The organism is Lysobacter sp. Soil_C_59 (genome assembly GCF_057656415.1).
Window position 1 is genome coordinate 1 of sequence record NZ_JBDGKK010000002.1, and the last position, 25,276, is coordinate 25,276.

Annotated in this window: 23 protein-coding genes and 1 pseudogene; 13 read left to right on the top strand and 11 right to left on the bottom strand. The window is 66.4% G+C overall.

Going from position 1 to position 25,276, the window contains the following annotated elements:
* Positions 1–99: 99 nt before the first annotated feature.
* Complete coding sequence (locus tag AC3A3Q_RS03540) at positions 100–369, bottom strand: hypothetical protein (protein ID WP_487584924.1); 270 nt, start codon at positions 367–369, stop codon at positions 100–102.
* Positions 370–727: 358 nt separating this feature from the next.
* Here AC3A3Q_RS03540 and AC3A3Q_RS03545 point away from each other — a divergent pair, with 358 nt between their 5' ends.
* Positions 728–1,102, top strand: coding sequence for a hypothetical protein (locus AC3A3Q_RS03545; protein ID WP_487584925.1), 375 nt, complete (start codon positions 728–730; stop codon positions 1,100–1,102).
* Here AC3A3Q_RS03545 and AC3A3Q_RS03550 read toward each other — a convergent pair.
* The 3 genes from AC3A3Q_RS03550 to AC3A3Q_RS03560 all read right to left on the bottom strand — a co-directional run bounded on the left by AC3A3Q_RS03550 (position 1,050) and on the right by AC3A3Q_RS03560 (position 4,951).
* The gene (locus AC3A3Q_RS03550; RefSeq protein ID WP_487584926.1) at positions 1,050–1,835 is read right to left on the bottom strand and encodes a TSCPD domain-containing protein; all 786 of its coding nucleotides are present in this window, start codon (positions 1,833–1,835) and stop codon (positions 1,050–1,052) included. The genes AC3A3Q_RS03545 and AC3A3Q_RS03550 overlap by 53 nt on opposite strands.
* Positions 1,836–1,928: 93 nt before the next feature.
* A complete protein-coding gene (locus AC3A3Q_RS03555; protein ID WP_487584927.1) occupies positions 1,929–2,486 on the bottom strand; it encodes a hypothetical protein in 558 nt (185 codons plus the stop codon).
* A 296-nt stretch (positions 2,487–2,782) separates the two neighbouring features.
* Complete coding sequence (locus tag AC3A3Q_RS03560) at positions 2,783–4,951, bottom strand: adenosylcobalamin-dependent ribonucleoside-diphosphate reductase (protein WP_487584928.1); 2,169 nt, start codon at positions 4,949–4,951, stop codon at positions 2,783–2,785.
* A gap of 551 nt (positions 4,952–5,502) precedes the next feature.
* Between AC3A3Q_RS03560 and AC3A3Q_RS03565 the strand changes: the two genes are divergently transcribed.
* From AC3A3Q_RS03565 to AC3A3Q_RS03615, 11 genes and pseudogenes are all read left to right on the top strand, one after another.
* The gene (locus tag AC3A3Q_RS03565) at positions 5,503–6,936 is read left to right on the top strand and encodes a trypsin-like peptidase domain-containing protein (protein WP_487584929.1); all 1,434 of its coding nucleotides are present in this window, start codon (positions 5,503–5,505) and stop codon (positions 6,934–6,936) included.
* Positions 6,937–7,004: 68 nt separating this feature from the next.
* Positions 7,005–7,367 (top strand): hypothetical protein, encoded by a 363-nt coding sequence (locus AC3A3Q_RS03570; protein ID WP_487584930.1) that lies wholly within the window; start codon positions 7,005–7,007, stop codon positions 7,365–7,367.
* 51 nt (positions 7,368–7,418) lie between these two features.
* Positions 7,419–7,847: pseudogene (locus AC3A3Q_RS03575) on the top strand (phage holin family protein); the annotation flags it as partial.
* Between the two features lie 168 nt (positions 7,848–8,015).
* A complete protein-coding gene (locus tag AC3A3Q_RS03580) occupies positions 8,016–8,450 on the top strand; it encodes a hypothetical protein (protein WP_487584931.1) in 435 nt (144 codons plus the stop codon).
* 2 nt (positions 8,451–8,452) lie between these two features.
* A complete protein-coding gene (locus tag AC3A3Q_RS03585; protein WP_487585488.1) occupies positions 8,453–9,568 on the top strand; it encodes an AI-2E family transporter in 1,116 nt (371 codons plus the stop codon).
* 276 nt (positions 9,569–9,844) lie between these two features.
* A complete protein-coding gene (locus AC3A3Q_RS03590) occupies positions 9,845–10,561 on the top strand; it encodes an HAD-IA family hydrolase (RefSeq protein WP_487584932.1) in 717 nt (238 codons plus the stop codon).
* Complete coding sequence (locus AC3A3Q_RS03595; protein ID WP_487584933.1) at positions 10,558–11,931, top strand: leucyl aminopeptidase family protein; 1,374 nt, start codon at positions 10,558–10,560, stop codon at positions 11,929–11,931. The genes AC3A3Q_RS03590 and AC3A3Q_RS03595 overlap by 4 nt, the downstream gene beginning before the upstream one ends.
* A 118-nt stretch (positions 11,932–12,049) precedes the next feature.
* Positions 12,050–13,309, top strand: coding sequence for an efflux RND transporter periplasmic adaptor subunit (locus AC3A3Q_RS03600; protein ID WP_487584934.1), 1,260 nt, complete (start codon positions 12,050–12,052; stop codon positions 13,307–13,309).
* 65 nt (positions 13,310–13,374) lie between these two features.
* The gene (locus AC3A3Q_RS03605) at positions 13,375–14,070 is read left to right on the top strand and encodes an ABC transporter ATP-binding protein (protein WP_487584935.1); all 696 of its coding nucleotides are present in this window, start codon (positions 13,375–13,377) and stop codon (positions 14,068–14,070) included.
* 19 nt (positions 14,071–14,089) lie between these two features.
* Positions 14,090–15,247, top strand: a complete 1,158-nt coding sequence (locus tag AC3A3Q_RS03610) for an ABC transporter permease (protein ID WP_487584936.1) — start codon at positions 14,090–14,092, stop codon at positions 15,245–15,247.
* A 12-nt stretch (positions 15,248–15,259) separates the two neighbouring features.
* A complete protein-coding gene (locus AC3A3Q_RS03615; protein ID WP_487584937.1) occupies positions 15,260–16,576 on the top strand; it encodes an ABC transporter permease in 1,317 nt (438 codons plus the stop codon).
* A gap of 378 nt (positions 16,577–16,954) precedes the next feature.
* Here the strand turns inward: AC3A3Q_RS03615 and rarD are convergent, their stop codons facing one another.
* Positions 16,955–17,866 (bottom strand): EamA family transporter RarD, encoded by a 912-nt coding sequence (gene rarD / locus AC3A3Q_RS03620; RefSeq protein WP_487584938.1) that lies wholly within the window; start codon positions 17,864–17,866, stop codon positions 16,955–16,957.
* Positions 17,863–18,807: a drug/metabolite exporter YedA gene (yedA, locus tag AC3A3Q_RS03625; protein WP_487584939.1), complete on the bottom strand. Its 945-nt coding sequence runs from the start codon at positions 18,805–18,807 to the stop codon at positions 17,863–17,865. The genes rarD and yedA overlap by 4 nt, the downstream gene beginning before the upstream one ends.
* A 239-nt stretch (positions 18,808–19,046) precedes the next feature.
* On the opposite strand from yedA, the gene AC3A3Q_RS03630 reads away from it, so the two are divergent.
* Positions 19,047–19,520, top strand: coding sequence for an Lrp/AsnC family transcriptional regulator (locus tag AC3A3Q_RS03630; protein WP_199253186.1), 474 nt, complete (start codon positions 19,047–19,049; stop codon positions 19,518–19,520).
* Positions 19,521–19,640: 120 nt separating this feature from the next.
* Here the strand turns inward: AC3A3Q_RS03630 and AC3A3Q_RS03635 are convergent, their stop codons facing one another.
* The 5 genes from AC3A3Q_RS03635 to AC3A3Q_RS03655 form a co-directional block, all read right to left on the bottom strand.
* Positions 19,641–20,471, bottom strand: coding sequence for a methylated-DNA--[protein]-cysteine S-methyltransferase (locus AC3A3Q_RS03635; RefSeq protein WP_487584940.1), 831 nt, complete (start codon positions 20,469–20,471; stop codon positions 19,641–19,643).
* Between the two features lie 180 nt (positions 20,472–20,651).
* On the bottom strand, positions 20,652–22,901 hold the full coding sequence (locus AC3A3Q_RS03640; protein WP_487584941.1) for a carboxy terminal-processing peptidase: 2,250 nt from the start codon (positions 22,899–22,901) through the stop codon (positions 20,652–20,654).
* Between the two features lie 314 nt (positions 22,902–23,215).
* Positions 23,216–24,232 carry a lipoyl synthase gene (lipA, locus tag AC3A3Q_RS03645; RefSeq protein ID WP_487584942.1) on the bottom strand — a complete coding sequence of 339 codons (1,017 nt, stop codon included), beginning with the start codon at positions 24,230–24,232 and terminating at the stop codon, positions 23,216–23,218.
* A 13-nt stretch (positions 24,233–24,245) separates the two neighbouring features.
* On the bottom strand, positions 24,246–24,884 hold the full coding sequence (lipB, locus tag AC3A3Q_RS03650; protein WP_487584943.1) for a lipoyl(octanoyl) transferase LipB: 639 nt from the start codon (positions 24,882–24,884) through the stop codon (positions 24,246–24,248).
* A 68-nt stretch (positions 24,885–24,952) separates the two neighbouring features.
* The gene (locus AC3A3Q_RS03655; RefSeq protein WP_200607315.1) at positions 24,953–25,231 is read right to left on the bottom strand and encodes a DUF493 family protein; all 279 of its coding nucleotides are present in this window, start codon (positions 25,229–25,231) and stop codon (positions 24,953–24,955) included.
* Between the last annotated feature and the right edge of the window lie 45 nt (positions 25,232–25,276).

Consider the following 25,276-nt stretch of genomic DNA (forward strand, 5'->3'; position numbering starts at 1 on the left):
GCGACTGTCTCGCAAATTCAGTCTGGCACCCACCGGGTGCCAAGGTGAGGAGGAGTCCATCCCATTGCTATCGGCCAGAAGCGGACATTCATTATTCAATCAGAAGGCCACGGAAGCGTAGGTTGCCGCAAACGCGATCAGGAAGCCTATCCCTGCAACGACAGCAGGAATGTAGCTGCCTCCAAGCCAGCCGCTCCGAAGAAGCAGGAGGGATGTGAGACATCCAAGCTGCACGGCAACTGGCGCGGACACCGGTTTCACGGTGGCTATTGCAAAGAGTGGGCAGAGCACGCCCAGGCCAAGGAACACAAGCTTGAACTTTTGCGAAAGCGTGAGATCGCGGAAGCTCTTCCTGATCGGCTGCGACATGGTTTCCCTGCCTGTGTCGACGGGTTAGCCCGCAAGGGATCGACGAACGACCGCTTTGGGTCGAAAGCGGACATTAACACCCGTCCTGGCCTCTGCCCTGCCCCAATGTCCGCTATGCTGATTTCCGCCTCGGCGCTCCTGCTGGAGGATTGCTTCAAGAGCGTTTCGATCAAGGCGGCGCGATTGGCAACGCCATATCCGCACCGCAAGAAGGACATACCGAATCTATCCGGAACTGTGCGAGATCGTGTGGAAAGTCGGCCTTGCACTTCACACAGCGAAACGTACTTATGTGGTCCCTGGCACCAGCGGGGACATACCTGATCCCCAGCTCATCGAACTCGACTATCCACCGGCCGTGAGCATGGTCGAACTGTGCGGTTCCGTGGCCTTCGAGGTCTTCGTCTTCATCGGACTCATCGAACGCGACCAGTGGCATGCCCTCACGCAGTATCAGACCCGAATTAGCCAAGTCGCGAATAGAGCCGAAAGTGTCGAGGGCGACACCGGTTCGATCTCGGTTCTTGACGCCGCGGACCAGTCCATTGAAGTCCGCGTAAATCCTTGGCACATGCATCGCAGCAAGACCTCCGTGATGTCCGATCAAGAATATGGCCGCTGGTGGCAGGCAGCAAAAAGGGCTCCTTTCGGAGCCCTCTTTTTCCTGCATTGCCCTCAGCTCAACCGCACTTGCTGTACCCGCAGTTCAAGCACGTCGCGCAGCCATCCATGATGACGACCGCCTTGGTGTTGCACTTGTGGCACATCGTCGCGCTGGGCGGGAAGCTGGCGCCCTCGCCGGTCACTTCGACGTCCTCGCTGCGCGGGGTGTCGCTGATGCGCGGTTCGGGGAACAGTTCGCCGTGGCTTACGTCAGAGTTTTTTTTTGACAGCTGGTTGTACGCAGCGCGCTTCTCGGCGATCAGGGCGCGCTGGGCGTCGCTCATCTCCGGGTCGTGCATCAGGCCGATCGACTTGAGGTGGTCCTCGACGATGCTGCCCAGCTCGGCCACCAGCGACGGCATGTAGACGCCACCGGCCTTGAAGTAGCCGCCCTTCGGGTCGAACACGGCCTTCATCTCGTCGACCAGGAAAGTCACGTCGCCGCCCTTGCGGAACACGGCCGACATGATGCGCGTCAGCGCGACGATCCACTGGAAGTGGTCCATGTTCTTCGAGTTGATGAAGATCTCGAAGGGACGGCGCAGCTCGTGCTCGGTGCCGGCGTTGAGGACGATGTCGTTGATCGTCACGTACAGCGCATGCTCGAACAGCGGCGATTTGATTTTGTAGGTGGAGCCGATCAGGATTTCGGGGCGCTCGATGCGCTCGTGCATCTGGATGACGTCGGCCGTCGGCAGCGACTCGATCGCGGCGACTGGCGCGGGACGCGCAGCCTCGTTCGCCTTGTCTTCCGGGGTGACGACGCTGTAGCCCTTGATTTTCTTGTCGATCTTGACGGCCATGAACCCGCTCCTGGTGCGGTAACGCTGATCTAGTTATGTGTGACGCTTAAGGCGGTCGCCGCGCCGCTGGGACGCGGCGACCAATCGGGGCACTTACTTCCTGGCAGCTTTCTTCGCAACCTTCTTGGCGGGTCGCTTGGCTGCCTTTTTCGCCGCCTTCTTGGCAACGGCCTTCTTGGCCGGTGCCTTCTTCACAGCTTTTTTGGCGGCTGATTTCTTCGCGACCTTCTTCGTCGCAGTCTTCTTCGCGGCCTTCTTGGCGGCCTTCTTGGAGGTCTTCTTCACGGCCTTCCTGGCAACCTTCTTCGTTGCCTTCTTCGCCGTCTTCTTCGCCGCAGCCTTCTTCACCGCCTTCTTCGCGGTCTTCTTGGTGGCGGCCTTCTTCGTGGCCTTCTTGGCCGTCTTCTTGCCGGCCTTCGCCCTCAGCGTCGAAGCTTCCTTCTTGGCCTTGGCGCTGGCAGCGGCGAGCTTCTTCTTGGCGGTGCCTACCGCCTTTTTGGCGGCCTTGCGTGCCTTCTTGGCGGTGGTCTTGACCGACGCCACCGCTTCCTCGGCACGGTGCATCACCGCGCTGGAAATGTTCGATGCAGTTTCTTTCACGTTATCGGCGGCCTGCGACAGGCTTGCCGTCACTCCGTTGCCATTGCTCATGTGCCCTCCTGACGGGCGTCAAAACTGGTTGGCCTGGTGCGGTAATCGGGGTGTTGCAAGGCGATGCTATACCTGCTGCAGCTGCACGGCACGATGAATGCGTCGCGCATATGGGCCGCGTACATGAACGCGGAACCGGCCCGGTTTCCGCGTGGAGGCGTCGACGCCGCCCCTGCCTGTTGCCGCTGCTACTTCCGCTACTGTCGACTCGAAGTGCGAGGGGAACCTGCTTCCCCCGGGTGCCATGTTTCCTTGACGCCTGAAAGCAGGCCCCTCGCAGCGCTCGATGCCAGCGCTTAGAACTTGCCGTAATACCCTTCCTTCAAGGCATCGAACAGGTTGGCGGCGGTGTGCATCTCGCCGTCATACTCGATCTGTTCGTTGCCCTTGACCTCCAGCACGCTGCCGTCTTCCAGCTCGAAACGGTAGGTCGTGTTCTCCAGGTCGGCTTCCTTGACCAGCACGCCCTGGAAGGCGGCCGGGTTGAAGCGGAACGTGGTGCAGCCCTTCAAGCCCTGCTGGTGGGCGTAACGGTAGATGTCCTTGAACTGCTCGTACGGGTAGTCGGTCGGGACGTTGGCGGTCTTGGAGATCGAGCTGTCCACCCACTTCTGCGCCGCGGCCTGCACGTCGACGTGCTCCTTGGGGGAGATGTCGTCGGCGGAGATGAAGTACTCCGGCAGCCTGGCGTGCTCCTCATCGGAGAACGGCATGGCCTTGGCGTTGACCAGCTCGCGGTAGGCCAGCAGCTCGTAGGAGTAGACGTCGACCTTTTCCTTCGACTTCTTGCCTTCGCGGATCACGTTGCGGCTGTAGTGGTGCGCGAACGACGGCTCGATGCCGTTGGAGGCGTTGTTGGCCAGGCTCAGCGAGATCGTGCCGGTGGGCGCGATCGAGCTGTGGTGGGTGAAGCGCGCGCCGGTCTCGGCCAGCTCGTCCACCAGCTCCGGCGCCACCGAGGCGACGCGCTGCATGTAGCGGCTGTAGCGGGCGTGCAGCACGCGGCCGGGGATGTCCTGGCCGATCTTCCAGCCGTCCTTCACCATCTCCGGACGCTTGCGCAGCATCTCGGCATCGACGGCGAACAACTCGTCCATGATCGGCGCGGCGCCCTTTTCCTTCGCCAGCGCCAGGCCCATTTCCCAGCCGGCCACGGCCATCTCGCGGGAGATGCGCTCGGTGAACTCGCACGACTCCTTGCTGCCGTACTTCATGCGCAGCATGGTCACGGTGCTGCCCAGGCCGAGGAAGCCCATGCCGTGGCGGCGCTTGCGCATGATCTCGTTGCGCTGCTGCTCCAGCGGCAGGCCGTTGACCTCGACCACGTTGTCGAGCATGCGGGTGAACACGCGCACGACTTCCTTGTATTCCTCCCAGTCGAAGGAGGCCTGGTCGGTGAACGGGTCGCGCACGAACTTGGTCAGGTTGACCGAGCCCAGCAGGCAGGCGCCGTAGGCCGGCAGCGGCTGCTCGCCGCAGGGGTTGGTCGCGCGGATGTTCTCGCACCACCAGTTGTTGTTCATCTCGTTGACGCGGTCGATGAGGATGAAACCCGGCTCGGCGTAGTCATACGTCGAAACCATGATCATGTCCCACAGGTGGCGGGCACGGATGTGGCCGTAGATCTTGCAGGCCACCAGGCCGTCGTCGCGGACGATGTAGTTGCGATGGGTCGGCCACTCGCGCCACACGACCTGGGTCGCGTCGTCGAGGTTGATGTCGCCCTTTTCCTTCATGTTGACCGGGAACACCAGCGGCCAGTCGGCGTCGGTGTCGACGGCCTCCATGAAGCCATCGGTGATCAGCAGCGACAGGTTGAACTGGCGCAGGCGGCCGTCTTCGCGCTTGGCGCGGATGAAGTCCTTCACGTCCGGATGGGAGACGTCGAACGTGCCCATCTGCGCGCCGCGACGGCCACCGGCCGAGGACACGGTGAAGCACATCTTGTCGTAGATATCCATGAAGGACATCGGGCCGGAGGTGTAGGCGCCGGCGCCCGCGACGAACGCGCCGCGCGGACGCAGCGTCGAGAACTCATAGCCGATGCCGCAGCCGGCCTTGAGGGTCAGGCCCGCTTCGTGGACCTTCTCCAGGATGCCGTCCATCGAATCCTCGATGGTGCCCGAGACGGTGCAGTTGATGGTCGAGGTGGCCGGCTTGTGCTCCAGGGCACCGGCGTTGGAGGTGATGCGGCCGGCGGGAATGGCCCCGCGGCGCAGCGCCCACACGAAACGCTCGTTCCAGTACTGCTGCTTCTCGGCGTTGGGCTCGGCTTCGGCCAGGGCCTTGGCAACGCGCTGGTAGGTGGCGTCGATGTCGGAATCGACGGCCTTCCCCGTCTTGGTCTTCAGCCGGTACTTCTTGTCCCAGATGTCCTGGGAAGCGGGCTGCATGGGGATGTCCCTATCAAGGTCCCCCCTGTCAGCCGCGGCCGCCTTGACCGCCTCGAGGCGCACTGTGCTCATGCCTGTCCTTTCTCCTCGTTCTGGCAACGGATCGGGACCGCTGCCGGTGGATTCTTATATTGGTTGCCGCTCTGCCACTGGCACCTGAAAAGCCGCCGACGGCGATGCCCGCGACCGGTCTTGCACGTCCGCGAAGCATTGGTTTTGGTTCGAATCAGGGCTCATCTTGCTCCCGTTTCGCGCCATCCCCCGAGGACGCTCACAGTACTGCAACTCTAAGCCGGAAAACCCTGACTTTGGGCTCCCGTCGCCTGCAAACCACTACATGTAGTGGCTCAGGCGAGGGTTCAAGCTAAACCCGGTCCTGGATTTAGTCAACGCTTTTTTGATCGCAGTCTCAATTCGTGACGACGGTCGGCAGCGCACTGCGGCAGGTGCACTTGCACAGCCCGCCGCGTGCGCGATCGCCGCTGCAGGGGGCTGCACGGACCGCGCCAATTGCGGACACTGGCCCGGAAACTTCATGGCCTATTTAGTGGTCTTGCCAGACACTGGCGCCGTTCAGCTGCACTTGCGGCGGACGCCACCCTCCCTCCAGCCAGAACGACGCGATGCGCCCGCTGCCGACCCTGCTTACCCTGTCCCTGGCCGCCGCCTTCGGCGGTTTTGCCGCCACCGCGATCCGCGACGGCCTGGAAGCGCCTGCCCAGGCCGCTCCCGCCGCCGCCGCGACCGTTCCGGCGATCGCCGCGCTGCCGACCGTGGTCAGCGGCCAGCCGCTGCCGTCGCTGGCGCCGATGCTGGCCAAGGTCACCCCGGCCGTGGTCAGCGTCCACACCAAGCAGCGGGTGAAGGTCAGCCCGTTCGGTGGCGATCCGATGTTCCGGCGCATGTTCCCGGAGCTGACCCAGGAGCGGATCAACGAGTCGCTCGGCTCGGGCGTGATCGTCGACGCCCAGCGCGGCTACGTGCTGACCAACCACCACGTGATCGAAGGTGCCGACGAAGTCTCGGTGACGCTTGCCGACGGCCGCACGCTCAAGGCCGAGTTCCTGGGGTCCGATCCCGATACCGACGTGGCGCTGATGCGCATCACCGCGCCGAACCTGGTCGCGCTGCCGCTGGCCAATTCCGATGCGTTGCGCGTGGGCGATTTCGTGGTCGCGGTCGGCAACCCGTTCGGCATCGGCCAGACGGTGACCTCGGGCATCGTCTCGGCCGTGGGCCGCACCGGTCTGCGCGGCCTGGGCTTCCAGAACTTCATCCAGACCGACGCCTCGATCAATCCCGGCAACTCCGGCGGCGCACTGGTCAACCTCAATGGCGAACTGGTCGGCATCAACACCGCCAGCTTCAATCCGCGCGGCTCGATGGCCGGCAACATCGGCCTGGGCTTCGCCATTCCCACCAGCCTGGCGCGCAACATCATGGGCCAGCTGATCGCCAACAACGGCGTGGTCATCCGCGGCACGCTCGGACTGGAATCGCAGCTGGTCGATGCGCGACTGGCGCAGGGCCTTGGCCTGGACGAAGCGCGCGGCGCGCTGGTGACGCAGGTCTACTCCGGCGGCGGTGCCGCCGCGGCCGGAATCAAGCCCGGCGACGTGATCATCGCCGCCAATGGCGAACGCATCGACGACCCGGATGCACTGCGCAACTTCGAAGGCCTGCAGGCGGTGGGCAGCCGCGTTGCGCTCGACGTGCGTCGTGACGGCAAGGTGATCCAGCTGAACACTTCGTTGCGCGAACAACCCAAGTCGTCGCAGGGCGCGGAGATCGATCCGCGCCTCGCCGGTGCGGTGTTCGCCGAGCTGCCCGAGCGCCTGCGCCAGTCGGGTTATTCGGGCGTGCTGGTCGAATCGGTCGCGCGCGGCAGCCGCGCCGCGCAGAACGGCCTGCAGAAGGACGACATCATCACCGCCGCTACGTCCGGCACGTTCGAGGATCTTTCAGGTTTCCGCGCCAGCTTCACGCAGGCTCCTGCACAGTTGATCCTGCGCGTCGTACGCGGCGGCGGCCGGCAGGGCAACTTGCCGATGCAGTGACGTTGGGTCACCCTGATCCGAGGTCATGTTGGGCAGGATCGACCTGCACCCTTACGGAGGAGCACCTGATGAATTCCACACCCAGCGATGGCATGAAGGCACACCTCGGCGAAGCCGGCGGCCATCTGAAGCAGGCAGCGAGCGATGCTGGCGAAGCACTGCGCGGCGCGGCTACCGCGGCCGGCGATGAGCTGCGTGTCGGCAAGGCGAACGTGAAAGCCGATCTGGCCGACACCGCGCTGTCGGGAATCGCGGCTGCCGAACAGGCAGGCGGCGTTGCCCGCGAGCAGGTGGATGCACTGATGGACAAGGGACGCGACCTGATCGACAGCGCCGCCGAACTGATCCGCGAGCGTCCGCTGGCGTCCTTCGGCGTGGCGTTCGCCGCCGGCTGGATCATCGCCAAGCTCGCCCGCAGCGGCGACAAGTAAGCACACGTGAGCCAGGCCGGGGACGAGCGCGAGCCTGACGGCTCCGAGCCTATTGGCCCCGAGCCCAATGGCTCCGCGCCCGACGGACCGCGGATCGAGATACCGGGTTCGCCACCGGACCTGGGCGAGACGCTGGGTGCACTGGGCGCCACCGCGCGCGCCAGCCTCGGCGCCGCGGGCGAATCGGCGAAAGCACTGCGCAGCCTCGTCGCCGCCGACCTGTCACTGGCCCGCAGCGCACTCGGTCGCGCCCTCGCCTTCACCGGCATGGCGATCGTGTTCGGTGCCTCGGCGTGGTTGTTCCTGATGGGCAGCCTGGTGGCGTTGCTGACCAGCCTGGGTTTGTCGTGGTTGCTGGCGATGCTCATCGCCGCAGTGCTCAGCCTGGCCGTCACCGGCTACGCCTGCTGGCGCGCGATGCATTACTTCGACCACACCCGCCTGCAGGCGACGCGCCGGCAGTTGGCGCGACTGGGCATCGGCGAGCTGTCCGACCTCATGCCCAGCCCGGGTTCGACCGAGTCGGCGCGCGAGGTGCACAAGCGCCACGCACAAACGCCGTCGGGCGAACCGAAAAAAGACCGGCAAGGCATCGATGTCGCACCGCCATGACTTCATCGCTCACGACCATGCGCCCACGGGATCGCCATGCGCTTTGAACAGCTGATCCAGAAGGTGGACCAGGCCGAGGACGTGCTCGAGGAGAGCGAGCGTCGCGTCGCCACGCAATTGGGCGGGCTGCGCGATTCCTGGCGCGAGGCCTGGACGCCGGGACGGATCGTCATCGCCGGCCTCGTCGCCGGATTCGTCGTCGGCCGCGCCGAACCGCTGCGCACCATCGGCAAGAGTGGCGGACTGATGCAGCTGGTCACGATGGTGTCGGGCCTGTTCGCCGGCGGCAGTGCCCAGGTCGCGGCCGAGGGCGCCGAGCAGGCCGCGGCCAGTGCCGAGCAGGCGGTGGCCGCACCCACGGAAACGGCTTTGGCCAGCGCGGCCCGTGATGACGAAACAGCGACGCTGGCGCGCGCCGAGGCAACTGTGCAAGCTGCACGCGGCGTCGTCGTCGATCCGGTCGAACCTTGAGCATCCCAGAACCCGAGACACCCTCCGAGACGGGACTGCCCGAGAACGGAGAAGTTGCGCCCGGCCCACCGCAGCCGCGACCACGGTCGTCCAGCGCGGCGGTCGTGCTGGCCACGCTCGCGGTCGGCTACACGCTATGGGCGGCACAGGAACTGATCCTGCCGGTCCTGCTGGCGATGTTCTTCGCACTGGTCGGTAATCCGATCATCCGCGGCCTGCAGAGGCTCTTCATCCCGCGCTTCCTTGGCGCGGTGCTGGTGCTGGTGGGCGGCCTTGCGGCAGCGGGCGCACTGGGCAACCAGCTGATCGAACCGGCCGGCGAATGGGTGCGGCAGGTGCCGCGCGAGATGAAGTCGATCGCGCCCAAGCTGCGCGACCTGACCAAGCCGATGCTCGATGCAAACAAGGCCGCGCAGAACATCGCCCGCGCCGCCGGCGGCGAGAGCACCGGCAAGCCGGTGCAGGTGATCCGCACCGAACTCAACGAACCCTACAAGGCGCTGACCGCAACGCCGCGACGCGTGGCCTCGGTGCTGGCGGTGGTGCTGCTGACGTTCTTCTTCATGGTTTATGGCGACAGCCTGCAGCGCAACGCAATCGCGCTGCTGCCCACGCGCCAGCAGAAGAAGCTCACGGTCGACATCCTGCATTCGATCGAGCGCGAGATCTCGCGCTACGTGCTGACCATCACCCTGATCAACATCGCCGTGGGCCTGGCTCTGGCCGGCGCGCTGTATTGGCTCGGCGTGCCACTGCAGGAAGCGCTGCTGTGGGGCACGATGGCGGCGATCCTCAACTTCGCGCCGTACGTGGGCCCGCTGATCGGCATCGTGATCATGCTGCTGATGGGCTTCGTCGCCTTCGACAACCTGCTGCCGTCGCTGTTGCCGGCGGGCATCTACCTGGTGCTGCACACCATCGAAGGGCAGATCGTCACCCCGATCATCCTGGGCCGGCGCATGCGCCTGTCGCCGCTGGTGCTGATCCTGGCGCTGATGGTGTTCGGCTGGCTGTGGGGAATCATCGGCCTGCTGCTGGCGGTGCCGCTGCTGGTGTGCGTGAAGCTGGTGCTGGACCGGATCGAGGGGATGGGGGGCTGGGCGCGGCTGCTGGAGTGACGGCCGTCGTCCAATTCCTCACCGTCATCCCACCCGTACCGTCATCCCACCCGTACCGTCATCCCACCCGTACCGTCATCCCGGCGAACGCCGGGATCCAGGCCCGTAACCCCATGGGGCAATGCCCGGCCCTTCACCTGAAGCCCTGAGCCTCCGAACTGGATCCCGGCGTTCGCCGGGATGACGGTGAGTCGTGGAGGACGGAACGGGTTGATTGGCCGTACGGCGGAGCGGCAGCAGCAAGGATCACGGGCGATAACAGGCTAAAATATCGCCATGCATTTCCCCGTCCGCGCCATCACCCTCGACCTCGATGACACCCTGTGGCCGTTCGCGCCGATCGGGGCGCGGGTCGAGCAGGTGCTGCACGAGTGGCTGCTGCAGCATTGCCCCGGCACCGCGCAGCGCTTCCCGATCGCCGCCATGCGCGAGTTGCGCGAGCGCGTGTTCATCGAGCGTCCCGACCTCGCCCACGACTTCAGCCAGCTGCGCAAGCTGAGCCTGGTGCGCGCGATGGAACTCAGCGGCGACGATCCGATACACGCCGACGCCGCGTTCGAAACGTTCTACGCCGAGCGCAACCGCGTCGAGTTCTACCCCGATTCGCTTGCCGCGCTTGAACGCCTGGCCGCACGCGTGCCGCTGGCGGCGATCAGCAACGGCAATGCCGACCTCGCACGCGTCGGTGTGTCTGCGCATTTCGTCTTCCAGCTGGGCGCGCGCGAACACGGCACGGCCAAGCCTGCGGCGAGCATTTTCCACGCCGCATGCCGCCAGCTGGATCTGGCGCCGGGCGAGGTGCTCCATGTCGGCGACGACATCGAGATGGACGTCGTCGGCGCCCATCGCGCCGGCCTGCGCAGCTGCTGGATCAATCGCGAAGGCGCACGCTGGCCGCACGCCGACCTCCACCCCGACCTCGAATTCACCACACTGTCCGCGCTGGCCGACTGGCTGGACATGGCACAACAACCGGAACTCCTTACCGCATGAGCATCCCGCACGGTTTCGCCGACGCGAGCATCGCCAGCCTGCCGCTGCACGTCGTCAGCCGCGACACGATCGGCCAGTGGCGCGCGACTCAGGAGGCTTCGGTACTGGCCTGGCTCGATGCGCAGGCATTCGACGGTTCGCCGTGGACGGCGATCACCCTGCCCGCCGCCAACGGTGGCATTGCCGCCGCGGTGATCGGTGTTGCCGACCCGCTCGACCCCTACTCGTACGGCCACGCGCCTTACGCGCTGCCGCTGCGGGCCTGGTCGCTGGCGACCGACCTCGCACCCGAGGCACGCTCGGCCCTGCACCTGGGCTGGGGCCTGGGCAGCTACCGCTTCAACCGCTACAAGCAGCCGCTGCGCCAGCCGGCGCAGTTGCAGACCGGCGGCGACGACGAAGCCTTCGCCCAGCTCGCCGCCTGCATCCGCGTGCGCGACCTGGTCAACACGCCGACCGAGGACATGGGCCCGGACCAGCTCGAGCAGGTAGCCTGCGAACTGGCCGAGCGCTTCGGCGCGCAGATCGAAGTCATCAGCGGCGACGACCTGCTTACCCGCAATTTCCCGGCGATCCATGCGGTCGGCCGTGCCAGCCACCGCGCACCGCGACTGATCTCGCTGCGCTGGGGTGATGAAAGCCACCCGCACGTGGCCATCGTCGGCAAGGGCGTGTGCTTCGACACCGGCGGCCTCGACCTCAAGCCGGCCGACGGCATGCGCAACATGAAGAAGGACATGGGCGGTGCCGCCCATGCCATCGCCCTTGCCGAGCTGGTGATGACGCGCAAGCTGCCGCTGCGCATGACCCTGCTGGTGCCGGCGGTCGAGAATGCAGTCGGCCCCAATGCGTTCCGCCCGGGCGAAGTGCTCGCCACGCGCCAGGGCATGTCGGTGGAGATCGACAACACCGATGCCGAGGGCCGCGTGATCCTGTGCGATGCCCTCACCTATGCCGGCGAAATGAAGCCGGCGCTGCTGCTCGACTTCGCCACGCTTACCGGCGCGGCACGCATCGCATTGGGCCCGGACCTTCCGGCGCTTTACAGCAACGACGAAGACGTCGCGCGACTGTGGCTGGAGTCCGGCATCGAGCAGCGCGATCCGTTGTGGCGCATGCCGCTGTGGCGGCCGTACCTGCGCTACCTGACCAGCACCGTCGCCGACATCGCCAACGGTGGCCCGTCGAAGATGGCCGGCAGCATCACCGCAGCGATTTACCTGGAGCGCTTCGTCCCGGCCGCGCAGAAGTGGGCGCACCTGGACGTCTACAGCTGGAATGACAGCGACCGTCCGGGCCGTCCGGCCGGCGGTGAAGCGCAAGGTCTGCGCGGCGCCTATGGGCTGCTCAGGAAGCTGTCCTCGACGTAGTGGTAGCGATATCCCGGCCCGGGCTCCGTGCCGGCTCCAGCACAAACTGACTTCCGGCAGGTTGGCGCAATCGGTCCCGTGACGGCACACTAGGCGCCGTCTTGCGTCTGGTGTGCATATGACTGCCTCGTCCGACCTGCTCAAGGAATTGCGCATAGACCGTAGCGCGCCACCGCCGCCGGCTTCACGCCGCGGCCTGTGGATCGCGCTCGCCGTCGCTGCGGGTGTACTCGTTTTGTTGCTTGCCGCATGGGCCGTGTTCGGTCGCGATCGCGCGATCGAGGTCCAGACCGCGACCGTCACTGCCATCGGCAACGGCGGCAATGCATCCGTGCTCGATGCCACCGGTTATGTCGTCGCCCGCCGCATGGCGACGGTGTCGGCGAAGATCACCGGCAAGGTACGCGAGGTGATGATCGAGGAAGGCCAGAAGGTCGAGGAAGGCCAGGTCATGGCCACGCTCGATCCGATTGACGCCGATGCCGAACGCACGCTCGCCAACGCCCAGGTCGGCGCCTCGCGCAGCCAGGTCGAGAGCGTGCGTGCACGCGTGGCCGAGGCCGACGCCAACGCCCGTCGCCTGTCGACGCTGGTCAACCAGCAGCTGGTGTCGAAGGCGCAGTACGACGAGGCCATCGCCGCGCGCGATTCGCTGCGCGCCGAGCTGACCACCGCCGAACGCAACGCCAAGGTCGCAGGCGATCGCCTGCACATCGCCGACCTGGGCGTGGACAACACCATCGTGCGTGCGCCGTTCGCCGGCGTGGTCACGGCCAAGGCCGCGCAGCCGGGCGAGATCGTTTCGCCGCTGGCGACCGGCGGCTTCACCCGCACCGGCATCGGCACCATCGTCGACATGGATTCGCTGGAGATCGAGGTCGAGGTCGGCGAGGCCTTCATCGGCCGCGTGCAGCCGAAGATGCCGGTCGAGGCGACGCTCAATGCCTACCAGGACTGGAAGATCCCGGCCGAGGTGATCGCGATCATCCCCGCCGCCGACCGCGGCAAGGCCACCGTCAAGGTGCGCGTCGCGCTCAAGGTCAAGGACCCGCGCATCGTTCCCGACATGGGCGTGCGCGTGAGCTTCCTGGAAGCCGGCAAGCCCGATGCGCCAAAGCAGAAGCCAGGCGTGCTCGTGCCGGCCGCGGCCATCGCCTCGCGCGACGGCAAGCAGCTGGCGTTCGTGGTTGCAGACGAAAAGGCCGTGCAGCGCGAGGTCACTGTCGGCCGCAGCCTCGGCGAGGACCGCGAAGTGACCCAGGGACTCTCAGGCGGTGAGACGGTCGTTCTCGATCCTCCCGCCGACCTTGCCGATGGCGACAAGGTCAAGGTCGCCGCCGCAGGTGGTGAAGCCGAGAGCGACTCGGCGAGCGAATAAGCGCCAGGCAGTCCAACGCAGGAAATCAACGCAGTTCCTCCTTCTACCGTTTCGAGGACGTCGCAATGTCTACGCTGGTTTCGATCCGCAATCTCAGGAAGACCTATCAACGCGGTCCGGAAAAGGTGGAGGTGCTGCACGGCATCGACCTGGACATCCCCAAGGGTGACTTCGTCGCACTGATGGGCCCGTCCGGTTCCGGCAAGACCACCCTGCTCAACCTCATCGGCGGCCTCGACTCGCCCAGCGGCGGCGAGATCCAGGTGGAAGGCCAGCGCATCGACACGCTGAGCGGCGGCCAGCTGTCGCAATGGCGCAGCCACAACGTCGGCTTCGTGTTCCAGTTCTACAACCTGATGCCGACGCTCAACGCGCAGAAGAACGTCGAGCTGCCGCTTCTGCTGACCAAGCTGTCGTCGGCGCAGCGCAAGCGCAACGCCGAGATCGCCCTGCAGCTGGTCGGCCTGGCCGACCGCGGCAAGCACCGCCCGAACGAGCTGTCCGGTGGCCAGCAGCAGCGCGTCGCGATCGCCCGCGCGATCGTGTCCGACCCTACCCTGCTGATCTGCGACGAACCGACCGGCGACCTCGATCGCCAGTCCGCCGAGGAGATCCTGGCGCTGCTGCAGTCGCTCAATCGCGACCACGGCAAGACCATCATCATGGTCACGCACGATCCCAAGGCCGCCGATCACGCCCAGCGCACGATCCACCTCGACAAGGGCACCCTGGTCGAGCGTGAGCTGGCATTGGAGCACTGACACCCAATCGGGAGGCATCATGAAATACCTGCACCTGATCTGGGCCGCGCTGTTCCGCAGCAAGACCCGCACGTTCCTGACGTTGTTGTCGGTGATCACCGCATTCCTGCTGTTCGGGATGCTCGACTCGGTGCGCGTGGCCTTCAACTCCAGCGCCAACGTCGCCGGCTACGACCGCCTGATCGTCACCTCCAAGCTGTCGATCACCCAGTCGCTGCCGTACCGCCTGCAGACGCAGATCGAACAGGTTCCCGGCGTGGCCAAGGCCTCGTACGCGACCTGGTTCGGTGGCATCTACCAGGACCCGAAGAACTTCTTCCCCAACTTCTCCGTTGGCCCGGGCTACATCGAGCTGTACCCGGAGTACATCATCCCGCCCGACCAGCTGAAGGCGTTCTACGCCACGCGCAACGGCGCCATCGTCGGCGAGGCGCTGGCCAAGCTGCACGGCTGGAAGATCGGCGACACCATCCCGCTGCAGGCGACGATCTTCCCGACCAAGGGCAGCAACAACTGGGAGTTCAAGCTGGTCGGCATCTTCAAGCTCGCCGACAACAGCCGCAAGGGTGAAGAAAAGCAGCTGATGTTCAACTGGAAGTACTTCGACGAGGCCAACGACTTCAGCAAGGGCCAGGTGCACTGGTACGTGGTCGACCTGGCCAACGCCAACCAGTCCACGCAGGTCGCGCGTGCGATCGATGCGCTGTCGGACAACTCCGACCACGAAACCAAGACCCAGACCGAGCAGGCGTTCAACCAGGCCTTGTTCAAGCAGATCGGCGACATCGGACTGATCGTCACCTCGATCATGGGCGCGGTGTTCTTCACCCTCGTGCTGCTGACCGGCAACACCATGGCGCAGGCGGTGCGTGAGCGCATCCCGGAACTGGCGGTGCTCAAGACGATCGGTTTCTCCAACCGCAGCGTGCTGTGGCTGGTGCTGGCCGAGGCGACGCTGCTGGTGGTGCTCGGCGGCCTGATCGGCCTGGGCATCGCGGCGATCGTGATGCCGGCGGTGAGCGCGGCCAGCATGGGGCTGATCCAGCTGCCGCACATGCCCAGCGCTACCTGGCTGCTCGGTATCGGCCTGATGCTGGCGATCGGCATTGGCGTCGGCCTGCTGCCGGCCCTGCGCGCGATGCGCCTCAACATTGTCGACGCCCTCGCGGGCCGATAAGGGAGACCACACATGAGCCGCATGAAGAAATGGCTGGGCAATCTGGGTGTGGTGCTGGCACTGATCGCAGGCCTGGTGGCCTGGACGATGCTGCCCTGGTACGGCGTGCTGGCGGTGCTGGTGGCGCTGGTGCTGTGGCTGCTGCTGACGCGCACCGGTCGACTGGCGCTGGAGGCGGCGAAGATCGGCATTGCCAGCCTGCCGCAGCGCTGGGGTCCGTCGGCGGTGATCGTGGTCGGCATCGCCGGCGTGGTCGGCGTGCTGGTGGCGATGCTGGCGATGGGCGCCGGCTTCGAGGCCACGCTCAAGCAGACCGGCAACGACCAGACCGCGATCATCCTGCGCGGTGGTTCGCAGGCCGAGACCAACTCGGTGATCACCCGCGACCAGGTGCCGCTGATCAGCTCGCTGGCCGGCATCGCCAAGGGACCCGATGGTCGCCCGGCGCTGTCGCCGGAACTGTCGCAAGTGGTGAACATGGTGACCAAGGCCGACCACACCGATGCCAACGCGCAGCTGCGTGGTGTCGGCGAGGCGGCATGGACGCTGCGGCCGCAGGTGAAGATCATCGAAGGCCGCAAGTTCAACCCCGGCATGCGTGAGCTGGTCGTCGGCCAGGGCGCGAAGAAGCAGTACGTCAACCTCGACGTCGGCAAGCAGCTTGAGCTCGCCAACCAGGTGTGGACGGTGGTCGGCGTGTTCGCCTCCGGCGACTCGCACGATTCGGAACTGTGGGCCGATGCCGACACGCTCGGCGCGACCTATCGCCGCAACGCGTTCCAGTCGGTGACCGCCAAGCTCGACGGCAAGGATGGCTTCAAGAAGCTCAAGGCCGCCATGGCCGCCGATCCGCGCCTGAAGCTCGACGTCGACACCACGCGCCACTACTACGCCAAGCAGTCCGAAGGCCTGAGCAAGTTCCTCAAGATCCTCGGCACGATCATCGGCGGCATCATGGCGGTGGGCGCGGTGTTCGGCGCGTTGAACACCATGTACGCGGCGGTGGCCGGTCGTGCGCGCGAGATCGCGACGATGCGGGCGATTGGCTTCCGCGGCCTGCCGGTGGTGGTGGCGGTGATGCTGGAGACGATGCTGCTGGCGCTGCTGGGCGGCCTGGTCGGCGGCGCGATCGCGTGGCTGATCTTCAACGGCTACAGCGTGTCCACACTGGGCAACAACTTCAGCCAGGTGATGTTCCAGTTCAAGGTTTCGCCCGAGCTACTGTGGAACGGCCTGAAGTGGGCGCTCGGCATCGGCCTGGTCGGCGGCCTGTTCCCGGCACTGCGCGCGGCGCGGTTGCCGGTGACCGAGGCGTTGCGCGCGGCGTAAGGCGGCAATGCACCGAGACGAAAAAGGCAGGGGCGCTTCGGCGCCCCTGTTCTCTTTGGGGCTTGCTTCTGCGGAAGGGCGTCCGGGACCGAGCTCACCGAGCAGACGTGCGAATGAGCGAGGCACGGACCCCGTCCAGGGCCGGCATAGTGCGAGTCCGACCGTTGCAAATGCATCACGCGGTCTCTGCGCTCTCGCCAACAGCCCACGTCAATAAAACAGCAGAAGCTTCCGGAAGGAGGGGGTGGGGTGTATTTCGCGAACAGTAAACGGAGCGAAGCGGAGGTTCGCGGAATACACCCCACCCCCTCCCTACACTAGCCACCGCAAAAAAGAGAACGGGCCGGATAGCGCGGCCCGTGTGATTCCCTCGCTGTGTCAGGCGGCAGCCGCCGCCAAGGTCGCACGTCTCGCCCGCAGCATTCCATCGATCGCGAAGATCGCCAGCGCCACCCAGATGAAGATGAAGCCGGTGGCGCGATCGCGGTCGAATGCTTCACCGAAGACCAGCACGCCGAGCAGGAACTGGATGGTCGGGGCGATGTACTGCATGAGGCCGACCACCGACAGCGGCACGCGCCGCACCGCGAAGGCGAAACCTATCAATGGCAGCGCGGTCAGCACGCCGCAGAAGACCAGCAGCGCATCCACGCCCAGGCCCCAGCCGCTGGCGAAGTGGCCGGTGCCGTGCGTCTCGCTCCACAGCAGCACCAGCAGCGCCGGCACGAACAGGTACACGCTCTCCACGCCCAGTCCGTTGACCGAATCCACCGCGACCAGCTTGCGGATCAGCCCGTACAACGCGAATGACAGTGCCAGGCCAATGGCGATCCACGGCGGCTGGCCGTACTGCCAGGTCAGCCACGCCACGCCGGTCGCCGCCAGCGCCACCGACAGCCATTGCACGCGGTTGAGCCGCTCGTGCAGGAACACCACGCCGAACAGCACGCTGACCAGCGGGTTGATGAAGTAGCCCAGGCTGCTCTCGACCACGTGGCCGGCATTGACCGCCCACACGTACAGGCCCCAGTTGAACGCGATCAGCGTGCCGCTGAGCGCCAGCATCCACGCTGCGCGCGGCCGCGCCAGGGTCGCGCGCAACCAGCCGCGGCCCTGCTTCCAGACCAGCCACGCCGCCACCAGCAGCGCGCTCCAGACGATGCGATGCATGACGATCTGCAGCGACGGCACCACCTTGAGCAGATGCCAGTACAGCGGCATCAGGCCCCAGAGGACGAATGACGCAGCAGCGACCCAGAGGCCGCCGCGCACGGAAGCGTGGTCGCTCATGCCGCCGGCTCGGTCGGAGCCGCCACGGCCGGTTGCACTTGCTTGCCAGCGCGCGCCTTTGCCAGCGTGATGATCACCACGCCGACCAGGATCACCGCCATCGCGCCCAGGTCATGCGCGGTGAAGTGCTCGCCGCCGATCAGCGCGCCGAACAGCACCGCGATCGGCGGATTGACGTAGGCATAGCTGGTCGCCAACGCCGGCCGCACGTGGTGCAGCAGCCAGATGTAGGCGGTGAAGCCGAAGATCGAACCCGCGACGACCAGGTATAGCAGCGCAGTGGTCGCGCTGGCGCTGGGCATCGCGGTCATGCGTTCGCCATGCAGCACCGCGGCGATCAGCATCCACACGCTGCCGGTGAGCATCTGCCCGGCGGCCGACATGAACGGTTGCGGCAGGTCCTGGTCGCGGCTCCAGATCGAACCCCAGGCCCACGCGATCGGCGCGATCACCAGGCACACCAGGCCGAGCGTCGACGACGACAGCTCTCCGCCGGCATTGAGCCAGAGCACGCCGAGGAAGCCGATGATCAGGCCGACCCATTCGATCTTCGAGGGATGGCGACCGCGCAGCATCGCGAACACGCCCGCGAACAGCGGCATCGATGCCACTGCGATGGCTGCCAGGCCGGAGCCGACTTCGGTCTCGGCCAGGTTCACCAGGCCGTTGGACAGCAGCACCATCCAGATCGACAGCACCCACAGCGTGCGCCACTGCTTGCCGGTCGGCTTGGGCACGCCGCGCCAGCGCAGCACGGCGAACATGATCGCGCCGGCCAGGAACATGCGCCCGGCGCCGAGCAGGAACGGCGGGTAGCTTTCCAGCGCAAAACGAATTGCGAGGTAAGTCGAGCCCCAGAGGATGTAGACCGAGGCCAGGGCAAAGGCGACGGCCAGCCCGCCGGGAGCGGCGCGGTCGGCGGTGGGTGCAGCGGTGCTCATGCGGATTCCACGTGGGGTGGGGAATGGGGCGTGCTTGACGTGCTGCGGGGTCAATGTTCTGGCGGCCGACCCGGCCGACGCCGCCGGCACCGCGCGGGCGGCGCTCCGGGTCGTCATCGACGGCCGGGACGCCGCACCACCGGTGCTGGAAACGTTCGGATAGCTGGAATCGTAACGGCAGCGGCCGCCATCGGATTGATATATCGTGCGCAGAAACGCAAAAATTTTGCGAGGCACCGATGCTGGACGAATTCGACCATCGCCTGCTGGAGCTGCTGCAGCGCGATGCCTCGGTGACGCTGACCGCGCTTGGCGAAGCGGTGGGGCTGTCGGCCAGCGCCGTGCAGCGGCGGCTCACCCGCTATCGCAAGAGCGGCCTGCTGCGGCAGATCGCGGTGCTCGACCCCAGGCAGCTCGGGACGACGCTGGCGACCGTGCTGGTCGCGATGGAGCGCGAGTCGGCAAAGCTGCACGCCGCGTTCCATGCCCGCATGCGCGCCGCACCGGAAGTGCAGCAGTGCTACACGCTGGCGGGCGAATGGGACTACCTGGTGATCCTGTCGACCACGGGCGTGGCGCATTGCCGCGAGGTGGCGGACCGCTTGTTCATGGACGAGGGCAACATCAAGCGCTACGAGACGCGGATGGTGTTCGACGTGGTGAAGTCTGGGCTGCATGTGCCGACGCGGGCGCCGGTACGACGGCGCAAGTAGATCAAGAGCGTCCCCTCTTCCGGCCCTTCGGGCCACCTTCTCCCACAAGGGGAGAAGGGTCCCCTCTCCCCTTGTGGGAGAGGGACAGGCCGCGCATGCGGCCAGGGAGAGGGGGCGCAGCTACGCGGCCTTCTCGCGCGCCAGCACCTTCTGCTTCATCGGCAAGCCCCAGCGATAGCCGCCCAGCGATCCATCGCCGCGAATCACGCGATGGCACGGCACCACGATCGCCAGGTGATTGCCGGCGCAGGCACTGGCAACCGCGCGCGTGGCACTGGGTTGTCCGATCGCAAGCGCGACCTCTGCATAGCTGCGAGTCTCGCCGCGCGGGATCTTCATCAGCGCGTCCCACACCTTCTTCTGGAACGCGGTGCCGATCAGGTCGACCGGCACCTGCGCCTGCTTGCCGGCCAACGCGTCGGCGACCGAGTGCAGCCGCGGCGCGAGGAACTCGTCGCGGCCGGCATCGACGCGCTCGAGCTGCGCCTGCGGAAACTCCTCGTGCAGGCGGGCTTCCAGGGCGCCGGCATCCTCGCCCAGTTCGATCATGCACACGCCGCGTTCGGTGGTCGCCACCAGGGCCTGCCCGAGCGCTGTCGCGGCGATGCTCCAGCGGATCTGCTCGCCGGCGCCGCCTGCGCGGTAGCGAGCGGGTGTCATGCCCAGCTTCGCGGCACCACCTTCGTACACGCGCGACGGTGAGCCGTAGCCTGCGTCGTACAGAGCGGCACTGACGTCGTTGCCTTCGCGCAGTGCCACCTTGAGCGTGCCGAGCTTGCGCTGCGCCAGGTATTCGGCCGGACTGAGGCCGAAGCGCGCGCCGAACTGGCGCTGCAGGTGCGAGGCGCTCAGGCCGACGGTGGCAGCCAGGTCGGTCAGCGTCGGTTCGCCGGCGTCGAGCAGTTGCCGGGCGTGGTCGAGCTTGTCGCGGAGTTGGCGGGCTGTGTTCATGGGCCAAAGCGTAACGGGCGCCTTGAGGCGCCCGCTATCCGATTCTTGCAGGCTGCGCGGCTTCGCCGCGCCCCTCTTCCGGCCCTCCGGGCCACCCTCTCCCACGAGGGGAGAAGGAAACCCTCTCCCCTTGTGGGAGAGGGACAGGCCGCGAATGCGGCCAGGAAGAGGGGACGGACGTCAGTCCGCCCAGTGCCCCGCCGTCGTCGCCGTCGGCAGCACCAGCGCGGAGAGCTGGCGGTCGTTGTTGAGCAGGTGCACCGCGTCGGCCAGGATCGCCGCCGATTCACGCAGCAGCGGGTCCGGACGGTTCTCGGCAAGCTTCTCGCGCTCGGCATCCTTGGCGATGTCGCGCTCGTTCGCCGACAGGCCGTCGTCGTTGTAATCGTCGGCCAGCGGATCCAGGTCCAGGCCCAGCGCCTTGCGCTCTTCCTGGCGCTGCTTGCGCTTGTTGTCGTCGCGGTCACGCTCGCTGCGGCGCTCGGCCTCGTTGAGGCTCACCCACTTCTTGGCGCGCTCCTCGCGGAACTCGTTGACGTCGTCGGACCACCACTGGAACTCCTTGTCCTTGGCGATGCGCGAGCCATGCAGCGTTTCAAGCTTGGGCAGGAGCGGCGCGAAGTTGCCGTACGCGGTGTGCGGCACCGCCGAGATGCGGGTCCACGGCAGCGCGTTGTCGTAGGTGCTTTCGCCGTACTCGCTGGCGTCGACCGACACCGGGAACGAGATGTCCGGCACCACGCCCTTGTTCTGCGTCGAACCGCCGCTGACGCGGAAGAACTGGGCGATGGTCAGCTTGACCTGGCCAAAGCGCGCTTCTTCATTGGCCGGCCAGCGGTCAAGGTCGACCAGGTTCTGCACCGTGCCCTTGCCGAAGCTGGTTTCACCGATGACCAGGCCACGACCGTAGTCCTGGATCGCGCCGGCGAAGATCTCCGACGCCGAGGCCGAGCCACGGTTGATCAGTACCGCGAGCGGACCTTCCCAGGCAATGCCGCTGTCGCTGTCGCCTTCGACGCTGACGCGGCCGCCGGACTCGCGCACCTGCACGACCGGGCCACGGTCGATGAACAGTCCGGTCAGTTCGATGGCTTCGTTGAGCGAGCCGCCACCGTTGTTGCGCAGGTCGAGCACGACGCCTTCGACCTTCTCCTCGCGCAGCTTGGTCAGCAGCTTGGCGACGTCACGCGTGGCCGAAGCGTAGTCGGCGCTGTTCTTGCGACGGCCTTCGAAGTCCTGGTAGAAGCCCGGCAGCTCGATCACGCCGATACGCTGCTGCGGCGCGCCGTTGACGGCGGGAATGGTGATGACCTTGGACTTGGCGGCCTGGTCTTCCAGGCGCACCTTGTCGCGCACCAGCACGATGCGCTGCGGCTGGCTGTCGAGGGTGGATTCGGCCGGGATGACATCCAGGCGCACCTTGGTGCCCTTGGCGCCGCGGATCTTGGCGACGACATCGTCGATGCGCCAGCCGATCACGTCCTCCATCGCCCCGCTTTCGCCCTGGCCGACGCCGACGACGCGGTCACCGGGCTTGAGCTTGTTGGACTTGCCGGCCGGACCGCCGGGCACGATCTCGCGGATCGCGACCACGTCGTCCTGCTTCTGCAGCACCGCGCCGATGCCTTCAAGCGAGAGCGACATCGACACGTTGAAGTTGTCGGCGGTCTTCGGGGTGAAGTAGTCGGTGTGCGGATCGACCGAATTGGCGTAGCTGTTGAGGAAGGTCTGGAAGACGTCCTCACCCTTGAGCTCGGCGATCGACTTGCCCATGTTGGCGTAGCGCTTGTCGAGCGTCTTGCGGATGTCGTCGGGCTTCTTGCCGGCCAGCTTCAGGCGCAGGTAGTCATTGCGCACCGACTGCTTCCACAACGTGTCGAGCGCGGCGGCATCGGTGGCCCACGGTGCGTCCTCGCGGTCGTACTCGTAGCGGTCGTTGCCGGTGAAGTCGAACATGTCCTGCTTGAGCAGGTTGCGCGCGTAAGTCACGCGCTGGTCGACGCGCTGCTTGTAGGTGGCGAAGATCGCGTAGGCCGGATCGAGGTCGCCACTCTTGATGGCGTCGTCGAACTTCAGCTTGTAGACGTCGAACCTTGCGACGTCCTGCGCGGTCAGGAACTGCTTGCCGCCGTCGAGCGACTCCAGGTAGCGCTTGTAGATGTCGGCCGACAGCGTGTCGTCAAGCGCCACCGGGCGATAGGCGTAGCGGCTGTCGGACAGCAGGCCGTACACAAGCTTGGCGGCGGTGGTCTGGTCGGCGGTCGGCGCGCGCGGCAGCGGCGACGGTTCCATCGACTTGATCAGGCTCGGCTTCTCGTGCTGCGGCAATTCGACCTGGGTGGTCTTCTTGTCGACGCCATCGGAGGACTGCGCGAGCAATGCCAGCGGTGTGGTCAGCAGGAAAGCGAATAACGTGGTCTTGGCATTCATCGCGGGACTCGCGGCCGCTGGCGGCCTGATCTTTGGTGCGGGGGGTGTCGGACGCAGGACAGCATATGAACCGACAGCATGGACCGGTGTTCGACAGCCCCACAGTGCCGAAAGTTGCAGCGGCTGTCACCCCACCGCGGGTGGGAAAAACCGTGCCATGGCATGCACAAACGCCCGTTCATCCAGAAACGTTCAGCTGGGCGACGGGTGGCGTTACACGGGCGTTGGGCAAGCCGGCACCCACCCACGCTGCAGGTTTGCCGGTCAAAGACAGGTGACGCCGACGAGGCGGCGCGGGGGCTCGATCGGATTGCTCAGTTGGCCGCGACGACGCCGGCTTCGATCGCCGAACGGTCGGCGTGATAGGACGAGCGCACCAGCGGGCCGGAGGCGACGTGGGTGAAACCCAGCGCCATGCCGAAGACCTCGAGTTCCTTGAACTCTTCCGGCGTCCAGTAGCGCAGCACCGGGTGGTGGTGGGCACTGGGCTGCAGGTACTGGCCGATGGTGATCATGTCGACGTCATGCGCGCGCAGGTCGCGTAGGGTGGCCTGCACCTGCTCCATGGTCTCGCCCAGGCCGAGCATGATGCCGCTCTTGGTGGCCACGTTCGGGTGCTGCGCCTTGAACTTCTGCAGCAACGTCAGCGACCACTGGTAGTCGGCACCGGGGCGGACGTTGCGGTACAGGTCCGGCACGGTCTCGACGTTGTGGTTGAACACGTCCGGCGGATTGGTGGCCAGGATCTCCAGCGCGCGCTCCATGCGGCCCTTGCCGCGGAAGTCGGGCGTGAGGACCTCGATGCGGGTCTTGGGGCTGTGGTCGCGGATGGCCGCGATGCAGTCGACGAAGTGCTGGGCACCGCCGTCGCGCAGGTCGTCGCGGTCGACACTGGTGACCACCACGTACTTCAGTCCCATGTCGGCGACGGTGGTGGCCAGGCTCAGCGGCTCGCCGGCATCGGGCGGCTTGGGCCGGCCGTGGGCGACGTCGCAGAAGCTGCAGCGGCGGGTGCAGACCTCGCCGAGGATCATGAAGGTCGCGGTGCCGTGGCTGAAGCACTCGTGGATGTTCGGGCAGCTGGCTTCCTCGCACACCGTGACCAGGCGGTTCTCGCGCAGCTTGGCCTTGAGCTGCTGCACCGAGTTGCCCGACGGGATGCGCACGCGGATCCACGACGGCTTGCGCAGCACCGGCGCATCGGCGAACTGCACCGGCGAGCGCGCGATCTTGTCGCCCGCCACCTGCTTCACTCCCGGTTGCAGGGTCTCGGGCACGGCAGTGCCGCCGACCATGGCGAGCGGGATGGACTTGGCAGTGGAGTCGGTCATGGGGGCGGGCAAATCACGGTGATGGAGCGGCGGGCTCGACCTGCAGGCCGAACTGGCGGGCGACGTGGCCGATGAGCACCGGCTTGACTGCGTCCAGCCCCGAAGGGCCGCCCAAGTCTAGCATCGAGGTCACTTTCAGCCCCTGGTAGCCGCACGGGTTGATGCGCGCGAAGGGTTCCAAGTCCATGGCGATGTTGAAGGCCAGGCCGTGGAAGGTGCAGCCGCGGCGCACGCGGATGCCGAGCGCGCCGATCTTGGCCCCGTTCACGTACACCCCCGGGGCGCCTTCGCGGCGCTCGGCGTGGATGTTCCAGTCGGCCAGGGTGTCGATCATCGCCTGCTCGATGCGGTGGACGTATTCCTTGACGCCGACCTTGAGCCGCTTCAGGTCCAGCAGCGGGTACAGGACGATCTGGCCGGGGCCGTGGTAGGTCACCTGGCCGCCGCGATCGACGTGCAGCACCGGGATGTCGCCGGCAAACAGCACGTGCTCGTCCTTGCCGGCCTGGCCGAGGGTGAACACCGGATCGTGCTCGACCAGCCACAACTCGTCGGGCGTGTCGGCGGTGCGCTCGTCGGTGAAGGCCTGCATGGCCCGCCAGACGGGCTCATAGGCACGCCGCCCCAGATCCCTCAAAACAGCCGAAGACATAGCCCCCTCCCCTTCAAGGGGAGGGCCGGGGAGGGGATGGGTTCCAGCCGCCGGAACGTCCACGTCGCTCAGAGCGTCCACTTCACTTCCGGATGCTCCCGCAGCACCGCATGCGCCAGGTCGTACTGCTCGCGACTCTCGGCACGGAAGCTGATGCGCACCGACACGAAGCGGCCGTTGCTGGAGTGCTTCCAGCTGACCGATTCGTTGACGACTTCGATGCCGGCGTCCAGCAGCAACGTCGGCAGCACCGTCTCCAGGTCCTTCTCGGCCGCGCCCATGGCGCTGAGCTCGAAGGTGCCGGGGAACTGGAAGCCGTGGTCGGGGTTGTCGGATTTGATTTCCATGGGGGCGATTATGGGTCCGGGGATCGGCGAACCCAAGTCTGAGCG